Here is a 25,858-nt window from a genome sequence, read left to right on the forward strand (position 1 = left end):
ACCAGGCGGGCGGCGTTGCTTTTGGGCGTACGCTGCCACCAGGTGACTGGAATAACGATATAACAAATGTTCACTTGTCGCACTTTTGTTCTACATACGAACAACGGTGCTTTGCTCCGCGGCTTCCCGGGCGTGGTGGCACGCCCGGGTCAGCGCTGCGGAAGCCGCGCGGCGAGTTCCGCAGCCGCGTCCTGCAACAGTGGGACGTGGGCCTCCAGGCCTTCAAGGCTCAGGCGGAAGACAGGAACCGCCGTGGCCAGCGAGGCGAACGCATGGCCCTGGGAGTTGAGCAGCGGAACCGCGACGGCGCGCATGCCCGTCTCGTTCTCCTCATCCATCACCGCAAACCCCTGGCGCCGGACCTTCTCGATTTCGGCGCGGAAAGCGTCGCGATCGGTAATCGACTTTTCCGTGAGCCGCTCAAGCGGAAGCTCCGCGAGCAGCTTCTCCCGCTCGGCATCCTCGGCGAAGGCCACCAGGGCCTTTCCGACGGCGGTAGTGGAGAGGGAGCCCAGGTGGCCGGGGTCGCTGGTCACCCGGAACATCTGCGGCCCGTCCACTTTGTTCACCGTGAGGTGGTGGTGGCCGTCCCGGACGCTCAGGATGGTTGCCTCACCCGTCTGTTCCGTCACGCGGCGCAGGACCGGCATGGCCGTTCCGGCGAACCCGTGATGGTTTGAGACCCGCTGGCCCAGCTGGAAGATCCGCAGGCCCAGGTGGTACCGCCGGCCGTCCGGCTCATAGTCAACGAACCCGTCCCGGGTCAGCGAGCCCAGCAGGCGGTAGGTGGTGCTGAAGGGCAGGTCTGCGCGGCGGGAGATTTCCGCGGCGCTGGCTCCGCGGGGCTCATCCCCCAGCAGGACCAGGAGGCCCAGGGCCTTGCCCACCATGTCGGTACGGTCCGCCTTGGTGGCCTTGGCGTCCGCATTGGTCTCGACAGCTACATCATCGTCAGCTGTGGTTTGATTCACACTCATACTTCGATGTTGCCACATAGTGAGAGCTATTTCTAGATGGTGATTATTTTCTTGACAAGTGACTCCACTCACAGTCATCATTGCTGTATCGCACAAGTAGCTCTCACAATGTGGCTACTCGTCCGGGTCTTCTATCGGACTCCAGCCGCAACGCGCCCCGCCCGCACCAAGGCAGCGGCGGCTGCAACCCCAGATCCATCCGCGACAATGTCGTCACACAAAGGAACTCCATGAGCCAGACACTTCCGTCCGCCGGAACGGACACTGCCACCCACGGCCGAACGCCCAAGAAAGCAGCCGTTGCCAGCTTCCTGGGCAGCGCCGTCGAGTACTACGACTTCTTCATCTTCGGTTCCGCCGCCGCCCTGATCTTCCCCAAGGTCTTCTTCCCCGACGCCGATGCCAACGCCGCCATCATGTCGTTCGCAACCTTCGGCTTCGCCTATGTGGCCCGTCCCGTGGGCGCCGTCATCCTGGGCCACTTCGGTGACCGGGTGGGCCGCCGGAAGGTCCTGATGTTCACCCTCCTGCTGATGGGTGCCTCCACCTTCCTGATCGGCTGCCTGCCGGACTTCAACACGGTTGGCTGGTGGGCTCCCGCCCTGCTGGTGCTGGCCCGGCTGTGCCAGGGCCTGTCCGCGGCCGGCGAGCAGGCCGGCGCCTCCTCCATGACGCTGGAGCACGCTCCGGACAACCGCCGTTCCTTCTTCACCTCCTGGACCCTCACCGGCACCCAGGGCGGCCAGATCCTCGCCGCCCTCGTCTTCATCCCCGTCCTGGCCCTCCCGGACGACATCAAGTACGGCATCGGCTGGCGCATCCCCTTCTGGCTCAGCGCCGTCGTCGTTGTTGTTGCATTCATCATCCGCCGCACCCTGCACGAGCCGCCGGCCTTCGAGGAAGCACAGAAGTCCGCACAGATTTCCAAGCTGCCCGTCGCCGACCTGCTCAAGGGCCACTGGCGCGACGTCCTCCGCGTCATCTGCTGCGCCTTCATCGCCGCCGTCTCCACCGTGTTCGGCACCCTGGCCATCAGCTACGCCAAGACCGTTGCCGGCGTGGACGGCACCACCACGCTGTGGCTCGTTGTCGGCGCCAACCTGGTGGCACTGGGCACCCAGCCGCTGTTCGGCATGCTGGCGGACAAGATCGGCCGAAAGCCCGTGTTCATCTACGGCGCCGTGGCCAGTGCCACCCTGACGCCGGCGTTCCTGCTCAGCCTGGAATCCGGCAGCGTGCCACTGATGTTCCTGGCCGCCATCGGCATGTTCTCCTGCGGTTACGCTGCCTCCAACGCTGTCTGGCCGTCCTTCTACGCCGAGATGTTCAGCACCAAGGTGCGCTTCTCCGGCCTGGCCATCGGCACCCAGCTGGGCTTCCTGATGGCAGGGTTCGCACCGGCAATCGTGGCGGCCATGGGCGGCATCAAGCCCGGCGGCTGGGTACAGATCAGCATCTTCACCGCGGTCATCGCCGGCATCGCGGCAATTTCCGCCCTGACTGCCAAGGAATCCTTCCGGACCCCCACCAGCCAGCTCGGCCTCAAGTAGCGGCCAGCCGGGCCGGAGGCACACTCGGCCCGTTTCCACGCCCGAAAGCCCGCCATTCCCCCAAATGGCGGGCTTTCCCTGTTGAAAAACGGGCTGGCGTGGCGGCCGGCGGACAGAAAGCCCTACGGCCGGCCGGTCTCCAGTACCGACCCCAGGTCGAAGCTGACCGGCTCCTCCAGCTGGGCGTAGGTGCATGATTCCGGGTCCCGGTCCGGCCGCCAGCGGTTGAACTGGGCAGTGTGGCGGAACCTGTCGCCTTCCATGTGGTCGTAGCGGACCTCCACCACGAGCTCCGGGCGCAGCGGCACGAAGGACAGGTCCTTGCCGGCGCTCCACCTGCTGCCTTCGGCGTTCCGGGGAGTCCGTTCGCCCTCTTCCTGCTTCGCCCACGCCCACGGGTGGTCGTCAAAATCGGTCACCAGCGGCTGGAGCTGCTCGAACAGTTCCTGCCGCCGCTTCATCGGGAAGGCGCCGATCACGCCCACGCTGGCCAGGCCGCCGTCGTCCTTGTACAGGCCCAGCAGCAGCGAACCGATGGCGTCCGGCCCGCTCTTGTGCAGCCGGTAGCCGGCCACCACGCAGTCCGCCGTGCGTTCGTGCTTCGTCTTGAACATCACCCGCTTGTCCGGCTCATACCTGCCGTCCAGCCGCTTGGCCACCACGCCGTCCAGCCCTGCCCCCTCGAACTGCCGGAACCACTGCTCCGCCGTGTCCTTGTCCGTGGTGGCGGCCGTGAGGTGGACAGGTGCCTTGCTGGCGGCGAGGGCCTTCTCAAGGGCCGCCCGCCGTTCCGTGAAGGGCCGGCCGGTGTAGTCGTCATCGTCCATGGCCAGCAGGTCGAAGGCCACGAACGAGGCCGGCGTCTGCGCCGCGAGCAGCTTCACCCGGCTGGCCGCAGGGTGGATGCGCTGCTGCAGGGCGTCGAAATCCAGCCGGTCGCCGGAGGAACCGATCAGGATGATCTCTCCGTCCACCACGCAGCGCGGCGGAAGGTTCTCCTTCAGCGCCTCAACAAGCTCGGGAAAGTACCGGGTCATGGGCTTCTCGTTGCGGCTGCCGATCTCGAGCTCGTCGCCGTCACGAAAGATGATGGACCGGAACCCGTCCCACTTCGGTTCGTAACTCAGCTCCCCCTCGGGGATGCCGCTGACGGCCTTGGCGAGCATGGGCGGGACAGGCGGCATCACGGGAAGTTCCATGTGCCCCATCTTGCCGGGCGCCGGCCGCTCACGGAAGACCGCCGCTTACCCGGCCAGCAGCCACACAATGAGGATCAGCACCGGAGCCGCGGCCGCCGTCGAGAGCAGGATGGTCTCCCTCGCCACCGCAACACCGCGCCTGTATTTCCCCGCGAACAGGAACACGTTCTGCGCCGAAGGCAGCGCCGCCATCAGCACCACACCCAGCAGCATGTGCTGTTCGAGGTTGAAGACAAAGCGGCCGACGACGTAGGCCACCATGGGCATCACCGCGGACTTCAGCGCGGTGGCAGTAAGGATTTCCGCCGTGTGGCCACCGCTTTGGAGCATCCGGGTCCCGTGCAGGGACATGCCGAAGGCCAGCAGCACCACCGGTACCGCGGCGCCGCCCAGGAGCGTCAGCGGCGCCATGACGGGTTCGGGAAGTTCAACGTTGAACGCGGCGAGGACCACCCCCAGCAGGGACGCGATGATCATGGGGTTCCGGAAGGGCTGGGTGAGCAGCAGGCGGGGCGAAACCCGGCCGGCCTCGGAAAGGTCCAGCAGGGTGAGGACCAGCGGGGCGAACAGGAGCAGCTGGACCAGCAGCACCGGCGCCACGGGGGTCGCGTCGCCCAGCGCGTACAGCGTGATGGGAATGCCGATGTTGTTCGCATTGACGTAGGAACTGGCCATCGCCCCCACCGCGGTCTCCGCCAGCGGCCGCCGGAACCACAGCCGGCTGGCCAGCACGTACAGCAGGGCGGTGGCGGCGGCCGTGATCATTGCCAGCGGTACGTAGGCAGAAAACACCACGGTGAGGTCTGACTCCAGCACCACGGTGAACAGCAGGACGGGGTTGGTGATGAAGAACGCGGTTCGCGTCAGTGCCGAAACGGTGGGCTCGCCTCCCAGCCCGCACCGCGCGGCGATGTATCCCACCGCAATGACGACGCCGATCACCGCCAGCCCGACCAGCACACCGCCCACAGGGGTACTTCCTTCCGCTTCCGCCGCCTGCGCCGGAGTTTCCGCATGCGCACTGCTACAAGTTACAAACTTATCTGACAAGTGGCCGGCCGCCGGACAGGCGCCTCGCCCTGCACTGCTGGACGCCGGCCGACCCCTCGACACAACACCTCCCCGGACGGTAGAGGTTAACGATGGTTACTGTCGGCTTCCACGCCTCGCACGAACAGATCAGTCCCGGGCAGCTGCTCAAGGACGTCCAGCACGCGGAACGGGCAGGGTTCGATGCCGCCATGTGCTCTGACCACATAGAGCCCTGGTCCGCCCGGCAGGGGCATTCCGGGTTTGCCTGGTCCTGGCTGGGTGCCGCGCTGGCCACCACCTCCCTCCGGTTCGGCGTGGTGACGGCCCCGGGCCAGCGGTACCATCCGGCCATCATCGCCCACGCCTCTGCGACCCTTGCCGGCATGTTCCCGGGCCGGTTCTGGATGGCCCCCGGCAGCGGCGAGAACATGAATGAGCACGTTACCGGCGACGCGTGGCCGCCCAAGGAAACGCGGCAGCGCCGGCTGGAGGAATGCGTCGAGGTGATCCGGCGGCTCCACCGGGGCGAGGACGTCACGCACCACGGCCTGGTCACCGTGGAGCAGGCGCGGATCTGGGACGTGCCGGACGCCCCGCCGCCCCTCATCGCTCCCGCGATCAGCGTGGACACCGCCCGCCGCGCCGCCGTGTGGGCGGACGGGCTTGTCACCGTGAACCAGCCGGCCGCCAAACTCAAGGAGATGCTGGCCGCCTACCGGGACAACGGCGGCCGCGGCAAGGCCGTGCTGCAGGTGCACCTGTCCTGGGCGCCCCGCGAACAGGATGCGGCAGCGATCGCCCTGGACCAGTGGCGGACCAACACCTTCGCCCCGCCGGTCCCGTGGGACCTTCCTACTGCCGGACATTTCGACGGCGTCAGCGGGCAGGTGGGCGAGGAACAGGTCCGCTCAGCCGTCAACGTTTCGGCGAGCCTGGACCAGCACGCCGAGTGGCTGGCCGGCTACTCCGCCCTGGGCTTCGACGAGCTCTACCTGCACTTTGTGGGGCAGGAGCAGGCGCCGTTCATTGACGCGTTCGCCTCGGAGGTCCTTCCGCAGCTACGCGGTTCGCGGCTCCAGGCGCAGGCGCAGGCGCAGGCATGAGGATCGCCGAGACCTCGGACCTCTGGTGGAAGAACGCGGTGGTCTACTGCCTGGACGTCGAGACGTTCTTTGACGACGACGGCGATGGCACCGGTGATTTCGCGGGCCTCACCCAGCGGGTGGACTACCTCGCGGCACTGGGCGTGACCTGCATCTGGTTGATGCCGTTCTACCCCTCGCCGGACCGGGACGACGGCTACGACGTCACGGATTTCTTCACCGTGGACCCGCGGCTGGGCACCCTGGGGGACCTGGTCGAGTTCATCAGGGCCGCCAAGGACCGCGGCATGCGGGTCATCGCCGACTTCGTGGTGAACCACACCTCGGACCAGCACCCGTGGTTCGTGGAGGCCCGGAAGTCCACGGACAACCGGTACAGGGACTACTACGTCTGGCGGGGCGACACTCCCCCGGACACGTCCTCCGAGGTGGTGTTCCCCGGCGAAGAGAACTCTCTCTGGACCAAGGATGATGCCACCGGCGAGTGGTACCTGCACATGTTCGCCAAGCACCAGCCGGACCTGAACGTGACCAACGCGTCCGTGCGGAATGAAATCGCCAAGGCCATGGGCTTGTGGCTGGAGCTGGGCCTGGACGGGTTCCGCCTGGACGCGGTGCCCTTCTTCCTGGAAACCCGGGGCCAGCCCAAGGACGAGGCCGCCAACCTGGATCCGCACGAATACCTGGCGGCACTGCGAAGTTTCGTGAGCCGCCGCAACGGGAGCGCGGTCCTGCTGGGCGAGGTGAACCTTCCCTACAAGGAGCAGGTGGAGTACTTCGGTGGGCACGAGGGCAATGAGCTCAACATGCAGTTCGACTTCATGTCCATGCAGCACATCTACCTTTCGCTGGCCCGGCAGGACGCCCGCCCCCTGGCCGAGACCCTGAAGAGCCGGCCGCCGCTGCATCCCGATAACCAGTGGGCCATGTTCGTGCGCAACCATGACGAACTGACCCTGGACAAGCTCAGCGACGGCGAGCGCGGGGAAGTCTTTGCGGCGTTCGGGCCGGAGAAGAACATGCAGATCTACGGACGCGGGCTGCGCCGGCGCCTTCCCCCGATGCTTGGCGGCGACCAGGAACGCATCAGGATGGTGTACTCGCTGATGTTCTCCCTGCCCGGCACCCCGGTGCTGTTCTACGGGGAGGAGATCGGGATGGGTGAGGACCTGCGGCAGAAGAGCCGCGCCGCCGTTCGCACCCCGATGCAGTGGAATGCCGAAAAGAACGGGGGGTTTTCCGCCGCCAACGTATCCCAGCTGGTGGCGCCCGTAGTCCGGGGTGACTATGGCCCGGAGAACGTAAATGCCGCCAAGGCCAAGCGGGACCCGGGTTCGCTGTTCAATTTCATGGTTACGTTGATCCGCCGCTACCGCGAGTCGGCGGAGCTGGGCTGGGGCAGGTTCGCCATCATCGACCAGCCGGAACCGGCCGTCTTCGCCCATACGCTCAGCTCCGACGGCGGCACGCTGGTGCTGCTGCACAATTTCGGGGAAGAGCCCGTGAAGGTCAGCGGCTCCGTGGGCGCCGAGGATGGGCCGCGGAATGCTTTCAGGGACGCTGTCCTGTTGGACCTGTTCGACGGCGACAACTCACCGCTGCATCCCGACGGCGGCTTCACGGTTGAGCTGGGACGCTACGGCTACCGCTGGTTCCGCCTCCACCGCAAGGGCGACCGGCTGGCACCTTGAGCGGCTGGGTTTACCCGGTTGCTTCTCCCAAGTCCGCCAGGGCCTTCCGGAGGCGGGCACCGGCGTCGTCGGCTACTTCCTTGACCGCCGGGGCGCCGCTGAGCTGGACCATGGTTTGGGGGTCGATTGCCTCCACCGTGGTGACGTTCGCATCCTTGCTCCGGCGCACCACCACATTGCACGGCAGCAGGGCACCGATTTCGGGTTCGGCGGCGAGGGCGCGGCTGGCCAGCGCAGGGTTGCAGGCGCCGAGGATGACGTAGTCGCCGACGGCGTCCGCAGCTTCGGCTCCAAGCTTGGCTTCGAAGGTGGAGCGGACATTGATTTCCGTGAGGATTCCGAAGCCCTGGGCTGACAGGGCCTCCCGCGCGCGGTCCAGGGCTTCGGTCCATGGAAGGGCGACGGTGGTGGTGAGGGTGTACGTCATGGTTCTCCTTGGGTTGCCCGGATGCCAGTGGTGGACCTCTGACCACGTTATACCCCTGGGGGTGTCTTGGCTACCCCATGGGGTATTAGGTTAGCCATTCCGGGATGGTACCGGCCGCTGCCCGCGCCCGTTTGTGAAAAAATCAACCATGCGCCCCATGCAGCACTCCAGCAAGCTCCAGAACGTGCGGTACGAACTCCGCGGACCCATCCTCCAAGCCGCCAAGAACATGGAGGCCGAGGGGCACCGGATCCTCAAGATGAACCTCGGGGACACCGCCCCGTTCGGTTTGGAGACGCCCGAATCCGTGGTGGTGGACATGATCCACCACCTCCGCGGGGCCCAGGGCTACAGCGACTCGAAGGGCATCTTCACCGCGCGCACCGCCATCTCCCAGTACTACCAGACCCGCGGCCTGATGCAGATCGGGGTGGAGGACGTCTTCATCGGCAACGGCGTCAGTGAGCTCATCTCGATGTGCCTGCAGGCGTTCATGGAAGACGGCGATGAAATCCTGGTCCCGGCACCGGACTACCCGCTGTGGACCGCCGCCGTCACCCTGACCGGCGGGAAGCCGGTGCACTACCTCTGCGACGAGGCAGAGCACTGGTGGCCGGACATTGCCGATGTCGAGTCAAGGATCACCAGCCGCACCAAGGGGATCGTGATCATCAATCCCAACAACCCCACGGGCGCCGTCTACCCGCGCCACATCCTGGAGCAGTTTGCCGAGCTGGCGAGGAAGCACCACCTGGTCCTGTTCTCCGACGAGATTTACGAGAAGGTGCTGTACGGGGACGCCCAGCACATCCACACCGCTGCCGTAGCCGGAGACGTCTGCTGCCTGACCTTCAGCGGCCTGTCCAAGGCCTACCGCATGCCCGGTTACCGGGCAGGCTGGGTGGCCGTGACCGGGCCGCTCGCCGCCACCGCGGCCTACCGTGAAGGGCTGGAACTGCTCGCATCCCTCCGCCTCTGCCCCAATGTCCCTGCCCAGCACGCCATCCAGACGTGCCTCGGCGGCTACCAAAGCATCGACGCGCTGGTGCGGCCCGGCGGCAGGCTCCGTGAACAGCGGGACCTCGCCTATCGGCTCCTGACGGAGATTCCCGGCGTAACCTGCGTGCCCGCGGCCGGAGCGATGTACCTGTTTCCGCGGCTGGACCCCGAGCTCTACCCCATCACCAGCGACGAGCAGTTTGTCCTGGACCTGCTGCGGGACCAGAAAATCCTCGTCTCGCACGGTTCAGCGTTCAACTGGCCGGCGCCGGACCACTTCCGGTTTGTGATCCTCCCCTCCGTCCTGGACATCCGGGAGGCCGTACGGAGGATCTCCACCTTCCTGGCCGCCTACCGCGCCAGCCTGGAACTGCCGTAGGCGAGGAAACAGCTCCGGCGCGAAAAACTAACCCGCGCCTAACCGAGGGGAAACGCGCGCGCAACATTGCTTGGGCACACTTGATCCTGCAGGCAAGAGCCGGCACCAGCCCCAGCCAGGAGGCCACGCCATGAAGCAGAAAGCGACACCACATGTGACCAGAGTCCGCGCCTTGGACCAGCTCCACCGCGGCGATGAGATCGAAGCCCGCCTATCCGTCGGCCCCTCCTACGACGACGTGGTGATCCGCCGCGGCCGTGTCCAGGAAACGGCGCCGGGCATCGGCGTCGTATGGATCCTGGACCGGCTCACCGGCCTGCGCAAAGCCATCAATACGGACGAATGCAGTGTTTGGCGGGTGGCCTGACCACATCCGGAAACCGCTGCCGCGGGCGTAGCCAGTAAGGGCTGCCCGCCGCAGCGGACACCCCCTGCCGGCTGACGTGCGGAGCTAACCCCCGGCCACGGACTGGATGACCAGCACTTCCTGGCCCGGGGCCACCTCCGTGTCCAGGCCCTGCAGCCGGCGCACCTCGTCTCCGCCCACGTAGACATTCACGAAGCGCCGCAGCGCGCCCGTCTCGTCGCGGAGCCGCCGCGCGAGAACCGCGAAGTCCGAAGTCACCGCATCCAGCAGCTTTCCCACCGTTACCGGCCCCTCGGCGGGCGCAGTCAGGACCGACTGCCCGCCGGCCAGCGGCTGCAGGATGCTGGGGAGCACCACCGTGATGTCCCGCGCGTTGTCAGCCACCGGCGATCACGGCTGCCCGGACACACAGCACGTCCGGGAGGTGGGACACCACTTCCTGGAACACCTCACCCTCGTCCGCGCTGGCATAGACGCTTCCGCCGCGGGTGCCGAAGTAGACCCCTGCCGGTTCCGCTGTGTCCACGGAGGCAGCATCACGCAGCACGCTGTTGTACTCGCGCGTGGGCAGGCCGTCGCTGAGCCTCTTCCAGGTGCTGCCGGCGTCATCCGTGCGGTGGACTGCCAGTTCGCCGTCCGGCGGGATGCGCTCTCCGTCGGCCTTGAGCGGAACTACCCACGCCGTGCCTTCGCGGCGAGGATGGGTCAGCATCACGAACCCGAAATCGGCGGGCAGGCCCTCCGCTATGGAGTTCCAGTTCTCCGCATTGTCATCCGTGCGGTAGACGCCATGGTGGTTCTGGGCGTACAAACGCCCGTCGACGGCGGCATCCGCCGCGATCTTGTGCACGCACTGGCCGAACTCCGGGTTGGGGTCGGGCATGAAGTAGGCGGAAATGCCGCGGTTGCGCGGCTCCCAGGAGGTGCCGCCGTCGAGCGACCTGTACACGCCGCCCGTGCTCATGGCTACATGGACCGTCTCCCCCGCCGGATGGACCACGATGGAGTGCGCGGCGGCGCCGCCGTACCCGGCACCCCACTCGCTGCGGTGGGGATGGTCCCAGAGCCCCCGGTTCAGTTCGAAGTGTTCACCGCCGTCCGTGGACTTCCACACAGAAATGGGTTCCGCTCCTGCCCAGACGACGCCCGGACGGGACGCTGCATCCGGGTAGATCTGCCAGATGCGCTCCAGCGCCGCGCCGGTGTCCTCCGGGAACCTGACAGCGCCCTGCTCCGGCTCGGACCAGCTGGCCCCCAGGTCATCGGAGTGCGCAACGGTGGGCCCCCAATGCTCGCTGCGGACCCCAACCATGATCCGGGTCCGGCCTTCCCTGGTATCTATCCCGATGCTCGGGATCTCACTCATCAGGAAGTGCGGGCCGGTGAAGGACCATTGGCGCCGGTCCTGGCTCGTGGCAAGCCACAAGCCCTTTTTGGTCCCGATCGCCAAGACAAAACTCTCTGCGGTTGCCATGCCCACCATGCAACCACCGCCCACAGCAGCCCGCAACGCTTTTCTTGCCGCCGGGCAGGCCTGCCGAGCTGCTAGTCCACGAACTCCGACTGGGTTTCAATGAAATCCCAGTCAGCGGCCGTGAGGACTGCCGCAGGATTCTCCGGATGCGGACCGCCGGCCTCCGCGATCCCCTGGAGCACCGGAAGGGGCAATTCCTCGGCCCGGAGGTTTTCCCGCAGCCATTCCTTGCTGGCCAGGTCCAGGTCCAGCCACCACATGAAGATTTCCATGGCTCTACGCTCCTTTACGTGTGCTTCAACGTTAGGCCCGGCCGCATCCGCGGACAAGATACTCCCCCGGCAGGCAGGTAGCCAAGACAGGTAGTCCCTCGCTGATGCGGGTACCCGCAAGTAACCAGGTCGGCGGAGGGCGGCAAAAGACGAGTACCCCCTACTCAGGACTGCGCGGGGGCCGTCCGCCTAGCCTGAAAACTCACGCAAGCTGACCGTGTTGCTGGGGCAATCGGCGCAAGCCCTGTCCCTCCTCAGCATGGTCCGTTTCACCATCAAAAAACCTGGGGAGAAGACAATGAAACGTACCTTAGCCACACTGGGGGTGGTGGGACTGGGTTTGATCAGCCTCACGGCCCCTGCCCTGGCCGCAGATGGCATCAACGTTTGTCACAAGAACGGGTGCGTGGCACCATCCGTCGTGCAGCTGGTCGACGCTGCCGGCAACGGGGGAACCGGGAACGGCGGCGGCGGCGGCAACAACGGCGGCGGCAACAACGACGGCGGCGGCAACAACGGCGGCGGCAACAACGACGGCGGCGGCGGCGGCAACGGCGGCGGCATCGGCAACGGCGGCGGCGGCGGCAACGACGGCGGCATCGGCAACGGCGGCGGCGGCGGCAACGGCGGCGGCATCGGCAACGGCGGCGGCGGCGGCAACGACGGCGGCATCGGCAACGGCGGCGGCGGCGGCAACGGCGGCGGCAACGACGGCGGCAACGGCAACGGCGGCGGCAACAACGGCGGCGGCGGCGGCAACGACGGCGGCAACGGCAACGGCGGCGGCAACAACGGCGGCGGCGGCAACAACGGCGGCGGCGGCGGCAACGGCGGCGGCAACAACGGCGGCGGCAACGGCGGCGGCAACAACGGCGGCGGCAACAACGGCGGCGGCAACAACGGCGGCGGCAACAACGGCGGCGGCAACGGCAACGGCGGCGGCAACAACGGCGGCGGCAACGGCGGCGGCAACAACGACGGCGGCGGCGGCGGCAACAACGACGGCGGCGGCGGCGGCAACAACGACGGCGAAACCGGTAACGACGGAACCGGCGGAACCGGTAACGGCGGTGATGGCGGCAATGGAGAAACCGGTGGTACCGCTGTAATTCCCGCGCAGTCTTCGGCCGCACAGCCGGCGGCACGCACCGGTGTTCCGGCAGCAGCCTCTACCAGCCTCGGCACCAACCAGGGCTACAACGCACAGACCGCCGTGGGCGGCGCCGAAGGTTCGCCCGCCTGGCTTGGCGGACTGGGCGCACTGGCAGCAGCAGGAGCGGCAGTAGCAGTGCGCCGCCGGTCCGGCGCCACCAACTGACACGACAGCCCGCGCCGCGCCACGCGGCCATCGACAAGGAAGGCGTCCCGCCAGTGCCCGGCGGGGCGCCTTCCTTCCTTCACCACCGCAAATATGCAAGGAGCATCATGGCCGAAGCCCGCAGGCAGCACGCGGCAGACACAAAACGTCCCAGGTGGCGCTTGAACCGCGCAGATCTGGCCATCCTCCTGTGCGGCGTGCTGGCCTTCCTCTCCATCACCTTTGGTGCACCCCTGGTCAACCACCCACACTCCGCCTCGGCGGGCGGCATGTTGGGGTCGGCTGTCACCGGATCCGCCGCAGGTGTCATTCCACCAGCCGCGCCCGTTACCCCAGTGGTGACGGAGACGACGGCGGCGGCAGCGGCCCCTGCCGATCCTCCCACCAGCGCTGCCCCAGGGCCTGCGCTGCCCGAGGCCTCAGAACCCCGGCGCATCCGGTACCCGTCCGCAGGCTTTGACGTTCCCGTCCACCCCCTCGAACTGGACAGCGCCGCGCAGTCGAGCCAGACCATCGTCCCGCCCACCACGAAAGACGGCTATTGGCTGACCCCTTTCGGAATCCCGGGCAAAGGCTCGGCCAACACCACCTACGTCATCGGCCATAGCTGGGACGGCGCGGAAGCACCGTTCAACCATTTGAGTTCTGCGGCCGCCGTGGGCGACGGGTTCGAGGTGGACACCGACACAGGCACCATCACCTACCGGGTGGACAACATCACCACCTACGTGAAGTCCAGCCTGAAGGACAGCCCCATCTGGGAGATCGTGCCCAACCGCCTGGTCCTCATCAGCTGCTACACGGAGGACCCCTGGGGGAAAAACGTGGTTGTGACCGCCTCACCTGCGGTTCCTTAGCGGCGGGCCGCCCGGCTCCCCTGTGCAGCGGCCTTCCGCGTGGCGGACAATGAGCTATGACGTCTGATCGATTCAACGGCATGGCCCCACTCCTGGTGGGCATCATGCCCAAGCAGCATCCCGAAGTCCTGCAGACTGCCGCAGCCCTTGCGGCACAGCTGGGCGCCCCGCTGGTCTGCGCCTACGTGGACGAGGCCAGTTACCTCGTGGAGTGGGACCCTGCGCGGTCCGCCCACCGGCTGTCCCTCCACCCGGACGCGGATGACCAGGAGATCCGGTCCGTGACATCGGACCTCACGGCAGTCATAGAAGCCGCGGTGGCAGAGGTGCCTGCTGGAGAAGGCAGCGTCCAGTGGACATTGCGGACATTGGCGGGAGATCCGGCCCGCGCCCTTTCGCAGCTTGCTGCGGAAACCAATGCACCGATGATTATCGTGGGCACCTCGGAGCGGGGGTTCTCGCACCGCCTCGCGGAGGCCCTGAACGGATCCGTGGGCGCGTGGCTCAGCCACCACCAAAGCAGGCCCGTCCTGGTGGTTCCCTACCGGATGCCCGCCCATGAGGACCGGCCCTAGCCGCTCCAGCCCACCGTCTTCGCGCCCCCACTGGAGCCTCCGATAATAAACCGAAAGTAGTTATTCGGGGTGCTGGCGGTCCGCCCTACCAGCCCGTAAGCTGGTTCAAGCAAGCCGGTTCCAATGCCAGTTCTCATCGCATGGATGCCGGATTTGCCCAAGAGCTGCTCCGGAGTGCGTATCCCCCAATAACGCACTCCGGAGCTTTTTTGTGCCTTCTTGTGCCCGGCGACGCCCGGGCAAGGGATACCCCCAGGGGGTACTTGATTGGATACCCGGGAGGGGTATACGATCGTCCCATGAACAGCACGGAAGAGTCGGTGGCCACCGAGCCCGGGAGTACGCACCTGCCGCCGCACGGCTACACCGGCAATAAGGACGCATACCTTCGCAGGCTCAAGCGCATTGAAGGGCAGGTCCGCGGGATTGCCCGGATGGTGGACGAGGACAAGTACTGCATCGATATCCTCACCCAGGTTTCGGCCGTCACCAAGGCCCTGCACGCAGTAAGCCTTGGCCTGATGGAAGAACACATCGGCCACTGCGTGGTGGGCGCCGCCGCCGAGCCGGACCCGGAAGCACGCGCGGAAGCCATCGACGCGAAAGTCAAGGAAGCGGCGGACGCCATCGGCCGTCTACTTCGCTGACCCGCCAAAACCCCAACCCCGCGCCGGCCACCGCCGGCAAACCCTTAAGGAGCCAGCCATGAGCACCACCTCCCCCACCACCACCACGGTCAACGTGTCCGGAATGACCTGCGGCCACTGCGTCTCCGCCGTCAGCGAAGAACTGGAAGCGCTGGCAGGCGTTGAAGAAGTCGACGTCGAACTGAACGCCGGAGGTATTTCCACGGTGACCATCACCTCCAGCGGGGAACTCTCCCCTTCCGAGATTGGCGAGGCAGTGGCGGAGGCCGGCTACCTGGTCGTCGCCAACGAAGCCTAGAACACCACTGACACGGGGAGCCGCATGAGCAACCAGGACCTTCTCCACCAGCCCGGCACACGGGTGGTGGAGCTCGACATTGAAGGCATGACGTGCGCCTCCTGCGTCAACCGGGTGGAGAAGAAACTCGGCAAGCTGGACGGTGTCCATGCCACCGTGAACCTGCCGCTCGAATCAGCCCACGTGACCGTCCCGGCCGGCGTTACGGACCAGCAGCTCGTGGACACCGTCAACGCGGCCGGTTACAAGGCGAAAGTCAGTACGCCGCGCTACCCGACCCACGGCGACGCCGCCCTGCTCCGCCCGCGGCTGGTCCTGGCAGCAATCCTGACCGTCCCGGTCTTCGTTATTTCCATGGTCCCCGCGGCCCAGTTCCCGCATTGGGGGTGGGCCGCGGCGCTCCTGGCACTGCCGGTGGTAACCTGGGCGGCCTGGCCGTTCCACCGCGCCGCGGTTGTCAATGCGCGGCACCTGGCTTCCACCATGGACACCCTGGTGTCCATCGGCGTGACGGCCGCCTACCTCTTCTCCGCCGGGCAACTGCTGGTGGATCCGCGGATGACCGAACACCCGGGGATGGAAGGCATGGACGCCGGCGGCCTCTACTTTGAGGTGGCGGCCGTCGTCACCACCTTCCTGCTCCTTGGCCGCTACTTGGAGGCCAACGCCAAGCAGAAGGCCGGCGACGCCCTGCAGGCCCTGCTCAACCTGGGCGCAAAGGATGCCACCATCCTGCGCGGTGGCGCGGAACAGCGGATCCCGGCAGACCAGCTCCAGGTGGACGACGTCCTGGTGGTCCGGCCCGGCGAAAAGATAGCCACCGACGGCGTGGTGGCAGACGGAATTTCTGCCGTCGACGCTTCCCTGGTCACCGGTGAATCGGTGCCGGTGGAGGTGGGCCCCGGCAGCCGCGTTACGGGTGCCACCATCAACACTTCCGGCCGCCTCCTGGTGCGCGCCACCCGCGTCGGCTCCGAAACGACCCTCGCCCACATGGCGCGCCTCGTATCCCAGGCGCAGACCGGCAAAGCGCCCATAGCCCGCCTTGCGGACCGCATCAGTGCCGTGTTCGTTCCGGTGGTCCTGGGGATCGCCGCGCTGACGTTCGCCCTGTGGCTCGTCTTCACGGGACCGGACCTCAGCAGTGTGGACCTGCGCTCGGCCTTTACCGCCGCCGTCGCAGTCCTGGTGATTGCCTGCCCGTGCGCCCTGGGGCTTGCCACGCCGGTTGGCCTCCTGACTGGAACCGGGCGCGGCGCCCAACTGGGCATCCTCATCAAGGGGCCACAGGTCCTGGAGGACACCCGGACCGTGGATACCATCCTGCTGGACAAGACGGGCACCGTAACCACCGGCGTCCTTGCGGTGGACGGGACGCTTGCCTTCGAGGGTTTCGAGGCGGGTGGCGTGCTGCGGCTGGCCGGCGCAGTGGAGGCGGCATCCGAGCATCCGGTGGCACGGGCCATCGCGGCGGCCGCCAACGCGGACAGCCGGAAGATGCAAACAGCGGACGACGACGGCGCGTTGCCGCCCGTGCAGGGCTTCCGTTCCGCCCCCGGCGGCGGCGTGTCGGGAACCGTTGAGGGCAGGCTGGTGGTCGCCGGCCGCACCGGCTGGCTGCAGCAGAACGGCATCACCATTGGGCAGGAGCAGCGCGCCGCACTGGCGGGGGCGGAAGCCACGGGTGCCACCGCCATTTGGGTTGCAGTGGACGGCGCCGTTGCCGGAATCATCAGCCTGCGCGACACCGTCAAGGAAGGGTCCGCCGCCGCCGTCGCTCGCTTGAAGGCGCTGGGCCTGCGCCCCATCCTGCTCACGGGTGACAACGCGGCCGTCGCCGCCCAGGTGGCCGCCGCCGTCGGGATTGGCAAGGAAGACGTTTACGCCGGAATCCTGCCGGAAGGGAAGGTCGAGGCAGTGCGCAGGCTGCAAGCCGGCGGCGCCACCGTGGCCATGGCCGGAGACGGCGTCAATGATGCGGCCGCCTTGGCCCAGGCGGACCTGGGGATCGCCATGGGCTCCGGCACGGACGTGGCCATCAAGGCGGCGGACCTGACCGTGATGGGCAACGACCTCGCCCAGGTGGCGCAGGCCATCGAGCTCTCCCGGAAGACCCTGGCCACCATCAAGACCAACCTGTTCTGGGCATTCTTCTATAACGCCGTCGGCATCCCCGTGGCTGCGCTCGGCCTGCTCAACCCGATGATCGCCGGTGCCGCGATGGCCGCAAGTTCGGTCCTGGTGGTGGCCAACTCGCTGCGGCTGCGGGGCTTCGGCAAGCCACCGTCAGGGAGGTAGGCCAGGACCTCAGGCCGCGCCGTACCGCACGGCGGCGCGGGCCTTGGCCTTGGCCGCCTCGGTTTCGCGGTCCTTGGGAGGCGCCTGGGACACCAGCGAGTCAAGGAGGTGCTGCGTGATGTGGGCGATCTCGTGGACTGCCTCCTCAAAGGCTTCCTGGTTGGCCTTGGACGGCTTGGTACTGCCGCTGACTTTCCGGACGTACTGCAGCGCGGCGGCATGGACCTCCTCGGACGTGGCGTGCGGCTCGAAGTTGTGGAGGGTTCGGATATTCCGGCACATACAGCCATGCTAGGCTCTGGATCGCCTGCGATCGACCCCCTTCCGCAGCCCGCAAGGGCTGCCTTTCATGGGGAGTCCGGCATGGGCAGGGGTGCCCATCGACACTGTTTTGCGGGCCGGGGTAGGTTTTAGGCAATGGATCTTCCGGATGAGCCGGGGGGCCGCGGGGGATGCCGACCTGGTTCGGATCCACGATCTAACAAGGAGAAACCAATGGCCATGTGGGGTGCAGACGTTCAGCAGCTTCGTCAGCTGGGCAGCAAGCTTCAGGAGGGCGCGTCACAGATCGAGACGCAGAAGTCCAATCTCACCAGCTTGCTGAACAGCACCAACTGGAAGGGACCGGACGCGGACAAGTTCCGCGAGGAGTGGTCCGGGACCCACACCACCCAGCTGACCAAGGTGGCCGAAGCACTGAAGGAAGCCAGCACCCGCGCAAAGCGGAACGCCGACCAGCAGGAACAGGCTTCCAACTAGGCACCGCCTCGAGGCAACCTTCAATGGAAGCCAACGCACGGAGGGCCCGGACACCAGTCCGGGCCCTCCGTTCTTAAGGAACAGGCTCGACCTTAAGGAACAGGCTCGACGTCGTTCGCATGTTCCAGCGGAGACGCCCCCTTGGACGGCTCCTTGCCGCGCCCTTCGGCTGACGCCGGCGCAGGACCGCGGAGTTCGTCGAGCCGGACCAGGATGACGCCGCCGACGATCAGCGCGCCGCCGACGAGCTGGATGGCGCCCGGAAGCTCACCAAGAAGCAGCCAGGCCCAGATGACGGCGAAGAGGACTTCGGTCAGCGAGACAAAGGACGCCACCTTCGAACCGAGCGCCCGCGCGGCCATGATTCCGGACACGTAGGCCAGCACGGTTGCCAGGAGCACAAGGCCCGCCAGTGACACCCACCAGGGTGTGACCCACGGGCCCAGCCTGGTGTCGGCAGTGCTGAAGGCCATGGGCAGCAGGCCGGTGGCGGCGGAAAGCCACATCACGGCCGCGCCTACCAGCAGGCCCCCGGAGGCCAGGACGATGGGCGGCAGGGAGTCATTCTCCTTGGCCGTGATGAAGAAATACATGGCCAGGCAGACGGCGGCCGCAATACCCCAGAGGACACCAATGACGTCGACCTTCACGGCACCGGTGAGGTCCAGGACGAGGACCAGGCCGGCCAGGGAGAGCAGCGTGCCGCCAAACGTCAGGACACGCGGCTGCTTCCGGCTGGCACCCCACAGCCACAGCACAATGATGACCGGAGCCAAGTATTCAAGCAGGAGTGCCACCCCCACGGAGAGCCTGGCCACAGCATTGAAGTAGAAAAGCTGGCAGGCCGCGACGCCGATTAGCCCGAAAAGCAGGATGGTCACCCAGTTGTCCCGCAGCTGGTGCCATCGTCCCCTCAGGGCGGGAAAAGCGGGCACGGCGAGGATCAGCGCTGCACCCGTGAGCCTGGCAGTGACGGCAGCTCCCGGGGACCATCCTGTTTCCAGGAGCGCCTTGGCGAAGGACCCGGAGAGTCCGAAGACGGCGGAGGAGAACAAGGCTACGCCCAGGCCGGAGGCGAGGAAGTTCAGCCTGCCTGCGGACACAGGGCGGGGCGCGCGGTTGCTCGCAGCAGACATTGGGCCGCTCCTGTCAGGAGTAAAGTGGGGTTATGGTCATGACAGTACGGGACGGCGTTGTAAGGAGTCAAGATGGTTTTTGCCCCTGACACTGAGGTGGCGCTGCGGACGGTGGTGAACCTGGTCAATTCGGCGGCAAACGGGACCGAAGCACTCGCCACCCAGGCGGACCTGGACCGCTTCCTGGCGGCTGAGGGTTTCACCGGATCCCGCACCAGGGATGAAGAGGAGCTGGAAAGCGTCCGGCAGTTGCGCCAACAGCTCGCGGAACTGTGGACGGCGGATGAAGACGCAGCCGTCGGCACGGTGAACCGGCTCCTGCGCGAGGCGCGCGCGCTGCCCCAACTGGTCAAGCACGACGACTGGGACTGGCACCTGCACGCCACCACACCGGAAGCCCCGCTGGTGGACAGAATGAGCACGGAGGCCGCGATGGCGCTGGCGGACGTCATCCGCGGCAAGGAAATGGACCGGATGCGGACCTGCGAATCAGAGGACTGCGACGCTGCCGTGCTGGATCTCAGCCGGAACCGGTCAAAGCGGTATTGCGACACCGGCAATTGCGCCAACCGCGCGCATGTAGCAGCCTACCGGGCCCGGCAGGCGGCCTCCGGCTAGCGGCCCGGGGTGTCCGGGTGTTCAGGACCGTCGGCGGAAGCGGGCGGCTCCTGCGCGCCCGGGGCACCGAAGCCGTGGGAGGGCTTCCGGGCCGAACTGAGGTTCACGCCGGAACCCTTGCCGAGGTGCTCAGCATTTTCCTTGTAGCTCATGGAGAGCATCGCGGCAACCACCAGGGTGACAATGAAGGCGATGCCGGCAGCAGTGAAGGCGAGGTCGAAACGGGGTGTCCGCGCACTGCCTCCGGAGGCAAAGATGACGACGGCAAAGAACGCTATTACGGCCCAGAACGCGGAGAACATCAGGGGCCCCTTCACCGAGGTCCGCAGCCTGCGCGGTTTTCCTGGATGCTGGTCTGCCACGGTGGTTCCTCCCTGCAGGCGGCGCGCCGGCCGGCCTGTTTTAAGTATTGCGGTGGTTTGCCCGGCGAATTTTCTACAAGGAGTAGAACCGCGCTTACCTAGTTTACGGCTTCCCGGAGGTGCGGCCGGCATCGTGCCGAAGCGTCAGGCCTGAAAGTACCCACAACATGCCGGAAATAATCGCTCCGCCACCAACAACCCCCAGCAGGGCGTGGGCACCCAGTCCGATAAAGAACGGCAGTACGGCTGCGGTGCCAAGGCCGATGGCTCCGGAGGTGATCCAGTCCCGGGACAGGACGTGCCGGCCGCGCAGCTTCAGCCCGCAGAGCAGCTCAAGCGCTCCGGCCACACCAAGGCCCACGGCACCCACTACGCCAAACAACAGGTCCCCGTGCAGCATCACCAGGGAAAGCCCGGCACCGGCCAGCACTGCGCCCGCCGCCGAGAGCAGCTTGCCCGGAGCGGAATCACGCCGGAAGCCTGCGGCCTGGATGCCCCGGAGGAGGAGAAGGCCGGTGGCTAAAAGATACAGTCCCCCGGCCCAGCCCATGACCCCCACGGAGGGGGCGGCCCAGAAGATGGTGACTGCGCCGAAAACCAGCGCTGCCGCCGAACGGAGCAGGACCGGCTGCCAGAGGTCTGGCCGGGGGGCGGTTCCGGGGGCGGTGCCTGCGGGTGTCCTTGGTTGCGTCACCGGTCCAGTTTAGTGGCGCCGGTGCGGTGGCAGAACTCCGGGCCCGATCACGCTGCTGCTACCCCGAACCGAGCACCATCCACCGGTCTGACCGGGCACGCAGGCCGAGGGTAAGGGCGCGCGCCGCCATGTAGCCGAGGGCGAAGGCGGCCCATAGCCAGCCCAGGCCTGCGGCGCCCGATACGCCCAGCACGGCCACGGCCGTCAACAGCGGCACATAGACGGCGAGGTTCAGCACCCCGGCCAGGGCAAGGTACTTTGCGTCCCCGGCGCCGATCAGCACCCCGTCCAGCACAAAGACGTAGCCGGCGATGGGCTGGCCCGCGGCGAGCACCCAGAGGGCAATGGCCAGAACCGACTGCACCTCGGGATCGGACGTGAAAAGGGCACCGGCCCAGGGGGCCGCGATGGCCAGGAGCATGCCCGTCACCACGCCAAAGCCCAGTCCCCAGCGGATCATGGTGCCGGTCAGGAGGCGCGCCCTGGCGGCATTTGACGCGCCGAGCTCCTTGCCGATCAGGGCCTGGGCGGCGATGGCCAGCGCATCCAGGGCGAAGGCCAGGAAGGAAAAAATGGTCATTGCCAGCTGGTGGGCTGCGAGGTTGACCGCCCCTTGTGCAGTGACCACCAGCACCGTGGCCAGGATCGCGATCCGGAGGCTCAGGGTGCGCAGCATCAGCCAGGACCCCACCCGCGTCATGCTGCGGATGCCCCGCCAGCTTGGGAGCAGGCCCACCCCGTTGCCCACCGCGTTCCGCCTGACGATGTACAGGTAGACGCCCGCCATGGCCCATTGGGCCGCGCTGGTTCCCACCGCGGATCCGGTCACGGACCAGCCCAGCCCGTAGACCAGCCACAGGTTCAGGACGATGTTGAGGCCAAAGCCTGCCGTGGCCACCACCAGCGGGGTCCGGGTGTCCTGAAGGCCCCGGAGGAGGCCCGTGCCGGCAAAAATAAGGAGCATGGCAACCAGGCCGGGCATGGACCAGCGGAGGTAGTCGACGGCGAAGGTCCGCACCTCACCTTCGGCCCCGAGCAGGCCGACCAGCGGGTCCGCGGCAAGGAACCCGGCCACCGCCAGGACTGTGCCCAGCATCAGTGCCAGCCAAACGCCGTCGCGCCCGGCCGCGAGGGCCTTGCCCAGCTGGCCGTCACCGATGGCACGGGCAACGGCCGGGGTGGTGGAGTAGGCCAGGAAGACCATTAGGCCGACGGCGGTGTGCAGCACCGCCGAGGCGAGTCCGACGCCAGCCAGCTGGGCCACGCCCAGGTGGCCCACAATTGCCGAGTCGGCGAGCAGGAACAGCGGTTCGGCCACCAGCGCACCGAAGGCGGGAACGGCCAGCCGGAGGATCTCCCGGTTCTTCCCCCGGGATTGCGTGGCGGTGGCGGGGGAAGGTAAAGACGGCACGAAACCAGCCTAATCTGCCACCCGCGGTCAGGCGTATGGGACGGCTCCCGCCCATGACAAGGAACACATTGTGACGCAGTTAGTTGACACTTCAACTATCCGCCGCGAGACTGGAACTCATGAACCAGTCACGACTTACCACCACCGCCATCACCGCCCTCCGCATCATCCTGGGTTTCCTCTTTGCCGCCCACGGCTGGCAGAAGTTCAGTGAATGGACCATCGCCGGCACCCAGGCCTCGTTCGCCAAGATGGGCGTTCCGGCAGCGGAAATTGCAGCGCCCACGGTTGCCGTCCTTGAGTTCGCTGGCGGAATCGCCCTGATCCTGGGCGTCCTGACCCGCGTGGTTGCAGCCCTCCTGGCCCTGGACATGCTGGGCGCCCTGTTCCTGGTACACGCCTCCGCCGGAGTTTTTGCCGCCAACGGCGGGTATGAGCTGGTGCTGCTCCTCGCCGCAGCAGCCTTCGCCCTGGCCCTCACGGGCGCCGGACGCCTGTCTGTGGACCGGGCCCTGTTTGGCCGCAGCAACTCCAAACTGGCCGTCCTGGCCTAAGCGGCACCCCGGCCACAGCCGGGAACCGGTCGACGGCGGGTGCGCACTCCGGTGCGCACCCGCCGTCGGCCGTTAAGGCCTTAGTGTGGCCGCTGCAGCAGCCCTTCCGCCCGAACAGTGCCGTGTCGCCGGAAAACTGCGGGGCCGCCGTTCCGGAACGCGCCGCCGGGAACTCTCCGGCGTTTCCGGCGCCGGACCCGACTGCTGGGTAACCCAGTGGCGTCAGTATGATCGCAGCATGACTGACTCCGGCGCCGCCAACTCCGTTACCCTCCGCTTCCTGGCCGCCCCCATGGACGTGGGACACAGCGGCTCCGTGGACGCCGGCACCGTGCTCGAGTGGGTGGACAAGGCCGCGTACGCAGCCGCGGTGGGCTGGGCGAAGTCCTACTGCGTGACCGCCTACGTGGGAAACATCCATTTCGCCGATCCCGTCAACAGCGGCGACATGGTGGAAGTGGAGGCCACCATCGTCTACACCGGGCGGTCCTCGATGCATATCCGCACGGTGGTGTCCTCCGGGGATCCGAAGGGCGGCCCGGCCACCATGCGAAGCCAGTGCATGGTGATCTTCGTGGCCGTGGGTGAGGACGGAAAACCCATCCCGGTGCAGCAGTACCAGCCCGTCACGGCGGAGGAAATCGAGCAACGGGACCACGCCCTGGCCCGGATCAAGGTACGGGAACAGATAGTCGAAGCCATGAACCGCCAGGAATATACCGATGCGGGCACGGCCGAACGGGTGACCCTCCGCTTCATGGCTGCGCCCACGGACGTGAACTGGGGCGGAAAAGTGCACGGCGGGATCGTCATGAAGTGGATCGATGAGGCCGCGTACGTCTGCGCCTCACGGTACTGCGGCATGGACACGGTGGCCGTCTTCTCCGGCGGCGTCCGGTTCTACCGGCCGCTGCTGATCGGCCACGTGGTGGAGGTGGAAGCCCGCCTGGTGTACACGGGAACGAAGGGCATGCACATCGCAGTCCACGTCCGCTCCGGCGATCCCAAGAGCCGCGACATGAACCTCACCACCTACTGCCTGACGGTAATGGTGGCGCGCGACGCCGAAGGCAACTCCGTGCCTGTCCCTGCCTGGGTGCCAGTCAGCGAGGAGGACAAGCGGCTGCACGCCCACGCGCGCGAGTTGCTTGAGATCAGGGGCACCGCCCCGGGCAACCGCCTGCCGAACCACCTGCTGGCACAGGGCTAAGCCTCTCCGCGCCAGGGGCGCCGGGCCCCTAGAAGCCCCCGCCGCCGGCGTCCGCTGCCATGTTGGCGAACCGGGAGTAATGGCCTTGGAAGGCAACGACGATGTCCTTGGTGGGGCCGTTACGGTGCTTCGCAACCAGGATGTCGGCTTCGCCGGCGCGCGGCGACTCCTTGTCATAGACATCCTCGCGGTGGAGCAGGATGACCATGTCCGCGTCCTGCTCGATGGACCCGGATTCACGGAGGTCCGAAACCATGGGCCGCTTGTCCTGGCGCTGTTCAGAGCCACGGTTCAGCTGGGACAGTGCGATGACGGGCACCTGCAGTTCCTTGGCCAGCAGCTTCAGCGCACGCGAAAACTCGGAGACTTCCTGCTGGCGGGACTCCACCTTCTTGCCGGAGCTCATGAGCTGGAGGTAATCGAGGATCACCAGCTTGAGATCGTGCTGCTGCTTCAGGCGCCGGCATTTTGCCCGGATCTCCATCAGGGACATGTTGGGGCTGTCGTCAATGAACAGCGGGGCGTCATTCATCCGGCCCATGGTGGTGGCGATTTTGGACCATTGCTCGTCCTTGATGGTTCCCTTGCGGAGATCCTGCAATCCGATGGTTGCCTCCGCGGAAAGGAGGCGCATGGCGATTTCGTTCCGCCCCATTTCGAGGGAGAACATCACGGTGGCGAGGTTGTTCTTGATGGCGGCGGAGCGGGCAAAGTCCAGGGCGAAGGTGGATTTACCCACAGCAGGCCGGGCCGCGATGACGATCATCTGGCCCGGGTGCAGTCCGTGGGTGAGCTCATCCAGCTCGTAGAACCCCGTGGGGACACCCGTCATCCCTTCGCCGCGGTGCCCTGACGCCTCGATCTCGTCCACGGTGGACTCCATGACGTCCTTGAGGACCACGTAATCCTCGGCAGTGCGCCGCTCGGCAACGGCGTAGACCTCGGCCTGGGCCTGGTTCACCAGGTCCTCCACCTCGCCGTCCGAGCCGTAGCCCAACTGGACGATTTTGGTCCCGGCGTTGACCAGGCGCCGGAGGACGGCGCGTTCCGCAACGATCTCGGCGTAGTAGCCGGCGTTGGCTGCGGTGGGGACTGTTTGGATCAGTTCGTGCAGGTAGGCGGGGCCGCCGATTCGATTGATCTCGGCACGCTTGGTCAGTTCGTCCGAGACCGTAACGGCGTCCGCGGGTTCACCGCGGCCGTAGAGGTCGATGATGGCCTCGTAGATGGTCTCATGGGCGGGGCGGTAGAAGTCCTGTCCCCGAAGGATTTCCACGACGTCGGCAATAGCATCCTTGGACAGCATCATGCCGCCCAGGACGGATTGCTCGGCGGGGATATCCTGCGGCGGCTTTCGGCTCGCGTCTGATCCGCGGGTTGTTTCGACCGGGTCAAGATGCGCGATTGACAAAGTTGCCGTCCTCCATGTGAGCCGGACCTTGGGGCCCGGCGGTTATCCATCCTGGTGTGGCGTTGCCCGAAGACCGCGCACCGCTACCTGTTCAGGTCTACCAGCGGGGTGTGACAACGCAGGGCCAGCCCTCCGGAGACGGCATGGGCACGGGTTATCCCCACTATCCACAGGTTTTCCACAGCGGGCTATTTCTTCCGGATCCGGCGGTTCCGCAGGTTGCCTTTCAGCAGTGATTCG

Annotated in this window: 28 protein-coding genes; 15 read left to right on the forward strand and 13 right to left on the reverse strand. The window is 66.9% G+C overall.

The window, feature by feature from the left end:
- Window positions 1–149: 149 nt before the first annotated feature.
- A complete protein-coding gene (locus FHJ30_RS19860) occupies window positions 150–977 on the reverse strand; it encodes an IclR family transcriptional regulator (RefSeq protein WP_171059143.1) in 828 nt (275 codons plus the stop codon).
- Between the two features lie 230 nt (window positions 978–1,207).
- On the opposite strand from FHJ30_RS19860, the gene FHJ30_RS19865 reads away from it, so the two are divergent.
- Window positions 1,208–2,527: an MFS transporter gene (locus tag FHJ30_RS19865; protein ID WP_139030977.1), complete on the forward strand. Its 1,320-nt coding sequence runs from the start codon at window positions 1,208–1,210 to the stop codon at window positions 2,525–2,527.
- A 122-nt stretch (window positions 2,528–2,649) separates the two neighbouring features.
- Here the strand turns inward: FHJ30_RS19865 and FHJ30_RS19870 are convergent, their stop codons facing one another.
- Window positions 2,650–3,726, reverse strand: a complete 1,077-nt coding sequence (locus FHJ30_RS19870) for an ATP-dependent DNA ligase (protein ID WP_139030978.1) — start codon at window positions 3,724–3,726, stop codon at window positions 2,650–2,652.
- Between the two features lie 45 nt (window positions 3,727–3,771).
- Complete coding sequence (locus FHJ30_RS19875) at window positions 3,772–4,695, reverse strand: AEC family transporter (protein WP_139030979.1); 924 nt, start codon at window positions 4,693–4,695, stop codon at window positions 3,772–3,774.
- A gap of 173 nt (window positions 4,696–4,868) precedes the next feature.
- On the opposite strand from FHJ30_RS19875, the gene FHJ30_RS19880 reads away from it, so the two are divergent.
- Together FHJ30_RS19880 and FHJ30_RS19885 are read left to right on the forward strand one after the other, a co-directional pair.
- Entirely contained in the window at window positions 4,869–5,861 is a 993-nt protein-coding gene (locus FHJ30_RS19880) for a TIGR03885 family FMN-dependent LLM class oxidoreductase (RefSeq protein ID WP_139030980.1), read from the forward strand.
- The gene (locus tag FHJ30_RS19885) at window positions 5,858–7,552 is read left to right on the forward strand and encodes an alpha-amylase family protein (protein WP_139030981.1); all 1,695 of its coding nucleotides are present in this window, start codon (window positions 5,858–5,860) and stop codon (window positions 7,550–7,552) included. Before FHJ30_RS19880 ends, FHJ30_RS19885 begins: the two co-directional genes overlap by 4 nt.
- Window positions 7,553–7,562: 10 nt before the next feature.
- Here FHJ30_RS19885 and FHJ30_RS19890 read toward each other — a convergent pair whose 3' ends face one another.
- Window positions 7,563–7,979 (reverse strand): DUF302 domain-containing protein, encoded by a 417-nt coding sequence (locus tag FHJ30_RS19890; RefSeq protein ID WP_139030982.1) that lies wholly within the window; start codon window positions 7,977–7,979, stop codon window positions 7,563–7,565.
- A 148-nt stretch (window positions 7,980–8,127) separates the two neighbouring features.
- Here FHJ30_RS19890 and FHJ30_RS19895 point away from each other — a divergent pair, with 148 nt between their 5' ends.
- Together FHJ30_RS19895 and FHJ30_RS19900 are read left to right on the forward strand one after the other, a co-directional pair.
- Window positions 8,128–9,357, forward strand: a complete 1,230-nt coding sequence (locus FHJ30_RS19895; RefSeq protein ID WP_139030983.1) for a pyridoxal phosphate-dependent aminotransferase — start codon at window positions 8,128–8,130, stop codon at window positions 9,355–9,357.
- A gap of 130 nt (window positions 9,358–9,487) precedes the next feature.
- The gene (locus FHJ30_RS19900) at window positions 9,488–9,724 is read left to right on the forward strand and encodes a hypothetical protein (RefSeq protein ID WP_139030984.1); all 237 of its coding nucleotides are present in this window, start codon (window positions 9,488–9,490) and stop codon (window positions 9,722–9,724) included.
- A gap of 84 nt (window positions 9,725–9,808) precedes the next feature.
- On the opposite strand, the gene FHJ30_RS19905 is transcribed toward FHJ30_RS19900, so the two are convergent.
- The 3 genes from FHJ30_RS19905 to FHJ30_RS19915 form a co-directional block, all read right to left on the reverse strand.
- Window positions 9,809–10,108 carry a MoaD/ThiS family protein gene (locus FHJ30_RS19905; protein ID WP_139030985.1) on the reverse strand — a complete coding sequence of 100 codons (300 nt, stop codon included), beginning with the start codon at window positions 10,106–10,108 and terminating at the stop codon, window positions 9,809–9,811.
- On the reverse strand, window positions 10,101–11,207 hold the full coding sequence (locus FHJ30_RS19910; protein ID WP_139030986.1) for an exo-alpha-sialidase: 1,107 nt from the start codon (window positions 11,205–11,207) through the stop codon (window positions 10,101–10,103). The genes FHJ30_RS19905 and FHJ30_RS19910 overlap by 8 nt, the downstream gene beginning before the upstream one ends.
- A 62-nt stretch (window positions 11,208–11,269) precedes the next feature.
- Window positions 11,270–11,470 carry a hypothetical protein gene (locus FHJ30_RS19915; RefSeq protein ID WP_139030987.1) on the reverse strand — a complete coding sequence of 67 codons (201 nt, stop codon included), beginning with the start codon at window positions 11,468–11,470 and terminating at the stop codon, window positions 11,270–11,272.
- A gap of 298 nt (window positions 11,471–11,768) precedes the next feature.
- On the opposite strand from FHJ30_RS19915, the gene FHJ30_RS21460 reads away from it, so the two are divergent.
- The 6 genes from FHJ30_RS21460 (at window position 11,769) to FHJ30_RS19945 (ending at window position 17,463) form a co-directional block, all read left to right on the forward strand.
- The gene (locus FHJ30_RS21460; RefSeq protein WP_171059144.1) at window positions 11,769–12,788 is read left to right on the forward strand and encodes a hypothetical protein; all 1,020 of its coding nucleotides are present in this window, start codon (window positions 11,769–11,771) and stop codon (window positions 12,786–12,788) included.
- 107 nt (window positions 12,789–12,895) lie between these two features.
- A complete protein-coding gene (locus tag FHJ30_RS19925; protein ID WP_139030988.1) occupies window positions 12,896–13,645 on the forward strand; it encodes a class F sortase in 750 nt (249 codons plus the stop codon).
- A gap of 56 nt (window positions 13,646–13,701) precedes the next feature.
- Window positions 13,702–14,220 carry a universal stress protein gene (locus FHJ30_RS19930; RefSeq protein ID WP_139030989.1) on the forward strand — a complete coding sequence of 173 codons (519 nt, stop codon included), beginning with the start codon at window positions 13,702–13,704 and terminating at the stop codon, window positions 14,218–14,220.
- Window positions 14,221–14,519: 299 nt separating this feature from the next.
- A complete protein-coding gene (locus FHJ30_RS19935) occupies window positions 14,520–14,867 on the forward strand; it encodes a metal-sensitive transcriptional regulator (protein ID WP_139030990.1) in 348 nt (115 codons plus the stop codon).
- Between the two features lie 58 nt (window positions 14,868–14,925).
- A complete protein-coding gene (locus FHJ30_RS19940; protein WP_139030991.1) occupies window positions 14,926–15,165 on the forward strand; it encodes a heavy-metal-associated domain-containing protein in 240 nt (79 codons plus the stop codon).
- A gap of 24 nt (window positions 15,166–15,189) precedes the next feature.
- The gene (locus tag FHJ30_RS19945) at window positions 15,190–17,463 is read left to right on the forward strand and encodes a cation-translocating P-type ATPase (protein WP_139030992.1); all 2,274 of its coding nucleotides are present in this window, start codon (window positions 15,190–15,192) and stop codon (window positions 17,461–17,463) included.
- Window positions 17,464–17,472: 9 nt separating this feature from the next.
- Here FHJ30_RS19945 and FHJ30_RS19950 read toward each other — a convergent pair whose 3' ends face one another.
- Window positions 17,473–17,745 (reverse strand): DUF2277 domain-containing protein, encoded by a 273-nt coding sequence (locus tag FHJ30_RS19950; RefSeq protein WP_079598081.1) that lies wholly within the window; start codon window positions 17,743–17,745, stop codon window positions 17,473–17,475.
- Between the two features lie 213 nt (window positions 17,746–17,958).
- On the opposite strand from FHJ30_RS19950, the gene FHJ30_RS19955 reads away from it, so the two are divergent.
- On the forward strand, window positions 17,959–18,222 hold the full coding sequence (locus tag FHJ30_RS19955) for a WXG100 family type VII secretion target (protein WP_104999494.1): 264 nt from the start codon (window positions 17,959–17,961) through the stop codon (window positions 18,220–18,222).
- Window positions 18,223–18,314: 92 nt separating this feature from the next.
- On the opposite strand, the gene FHJ30_RS19960 is transcribed toward FHJ30_RS19955, so the two are convergent.
- Window positions 18,315–19,358 (reverse strand): DMT family transporter, encoded by a 1,044-nt coding sequence (locus FHJ30_RS19960; RefSeq protein ID WP_139030993.1) that lies wholly within the window; start codon window positions 19,356–19,358, stop codon window positions 18,315–18,317.
- 72 nt (window positions 19,359–19,430) lie between these two features.
- On the opposite strand from FHJ30_RS19960, the gene FHJ30_RS19965 reads away from it, so the two are divergent.
- Window positions 19,431–19,976, forward strand: a complete 546-nt coding sequence (locus tag FHJ30_RS19965; protein ID WP_139030994.1) for an ABATE domain-containing protein — start codon at window positions 19,431–19,433, stop codon at window positions 19,974–19,976.
- Here FHJ30_RS19965 and FHJ30_RS19970 read toward each other — a convergent pair.
- The 3 genes from FHJ30_RS19970 to FHJ30_RS19980 all read right to left on the reverse strand — a co-directional run bounded on the left by FHJ30_RS19970 (window position 19,973) and on the right by FHJ30_RS19980 (window position 22,443).
- Window positions 19,973–20,338, reverse strand: a complete 366-nt coding sequence (locus FHJ30_RS19970) for a hypothetical protein (RefSeq protein ID WP_139030995.1) — start codon at window positions 20,336–20,338, stop codon at window positions 19,973–19,975. The two genes, FHJ30_RS19965 and FHJ30_RS19970, sit on opposite strands and share 4 nt — an antisense overlap.
- 103 nt (window positions 20,339–20,441) lie before the next feature.
- On the reverse strand, window positions 20,442–21,032 hold the full coding sequence (locus FHJ30_RS19975; protein WP_139030996.1) for a hypothetical protein: 591 nt from the start codon (window positions 21,030–21,032) through the stop codon (window positions 20,442–20,444).
- A gap of 58 nt (window positions 21,033–21,090) precedes the next feature.
- Window positions 21,091–22,443 (reverse strand): MATE family efflux transporter, encoded by a 1,353-nt coding sequence (locus FHJ30_RS19980; protein WP_139030997.1) that lies wholly within the window; start codon window positions 22,441–22,443, stop codon window positions 21,091–21,093.
- A gap of 119 nt (window positions 22,444–22,562) precedes the next feature.
- Here FHJ30_RS19980 and FHJ30_RS19985 point away from each other — a divergent pair, with 119 nt between their 5' ends.
- On the forward strand, window positions 22,563–22,997 hold the full coding sequence (locus tag FHJ30_RS19985; protein WP_139030998.1) for a DoxX family protein: 435 nt from the start codon (window positions 22,563–22,565) through the stop codon (window positions 22,995–22,997).
- 238 nt (window positions 22,998–23,235) lie between these two features.
- A complete protein-coding gene (locus FHJ30_RS19990) occupies window positions 23,236–24,207 on the forward strand; it encodes an acyl-CoA thioesterase (RefSeq protein WP_139030999.1) in 972 nt (323 codons plus the stop codon).
- Window positions 24,208–24,235: 28 nt separating this feature from the next.
- Here the strand turns inward: FHJ30_RS19990 and dnaB are convergent, their stop codons facing one another.
- Window positions 24,236–25,618, reverse strand: coding sequence for a replicative DNA helicase (gene dnaB / locus FHJ30_RS19995; RefSeq protein WP_013602891.1), 1,383 nt, complete (start codon window positions 25,616–25,618; stop codon window positions 24,236–24,238).
- Window positions 25,619–25,858: the final 240 nt, after the last annotated feature.

It is taken from the genome of Arthrobacter sp. BB-1 (genome assembly GCF_006151685.1).
Taxonomy (GTDB): domain Bacteria; phylum Actinomycetota; class Actinomycetes; order Actinomycetales; family Micrococcaceae; genus Arthrobacter.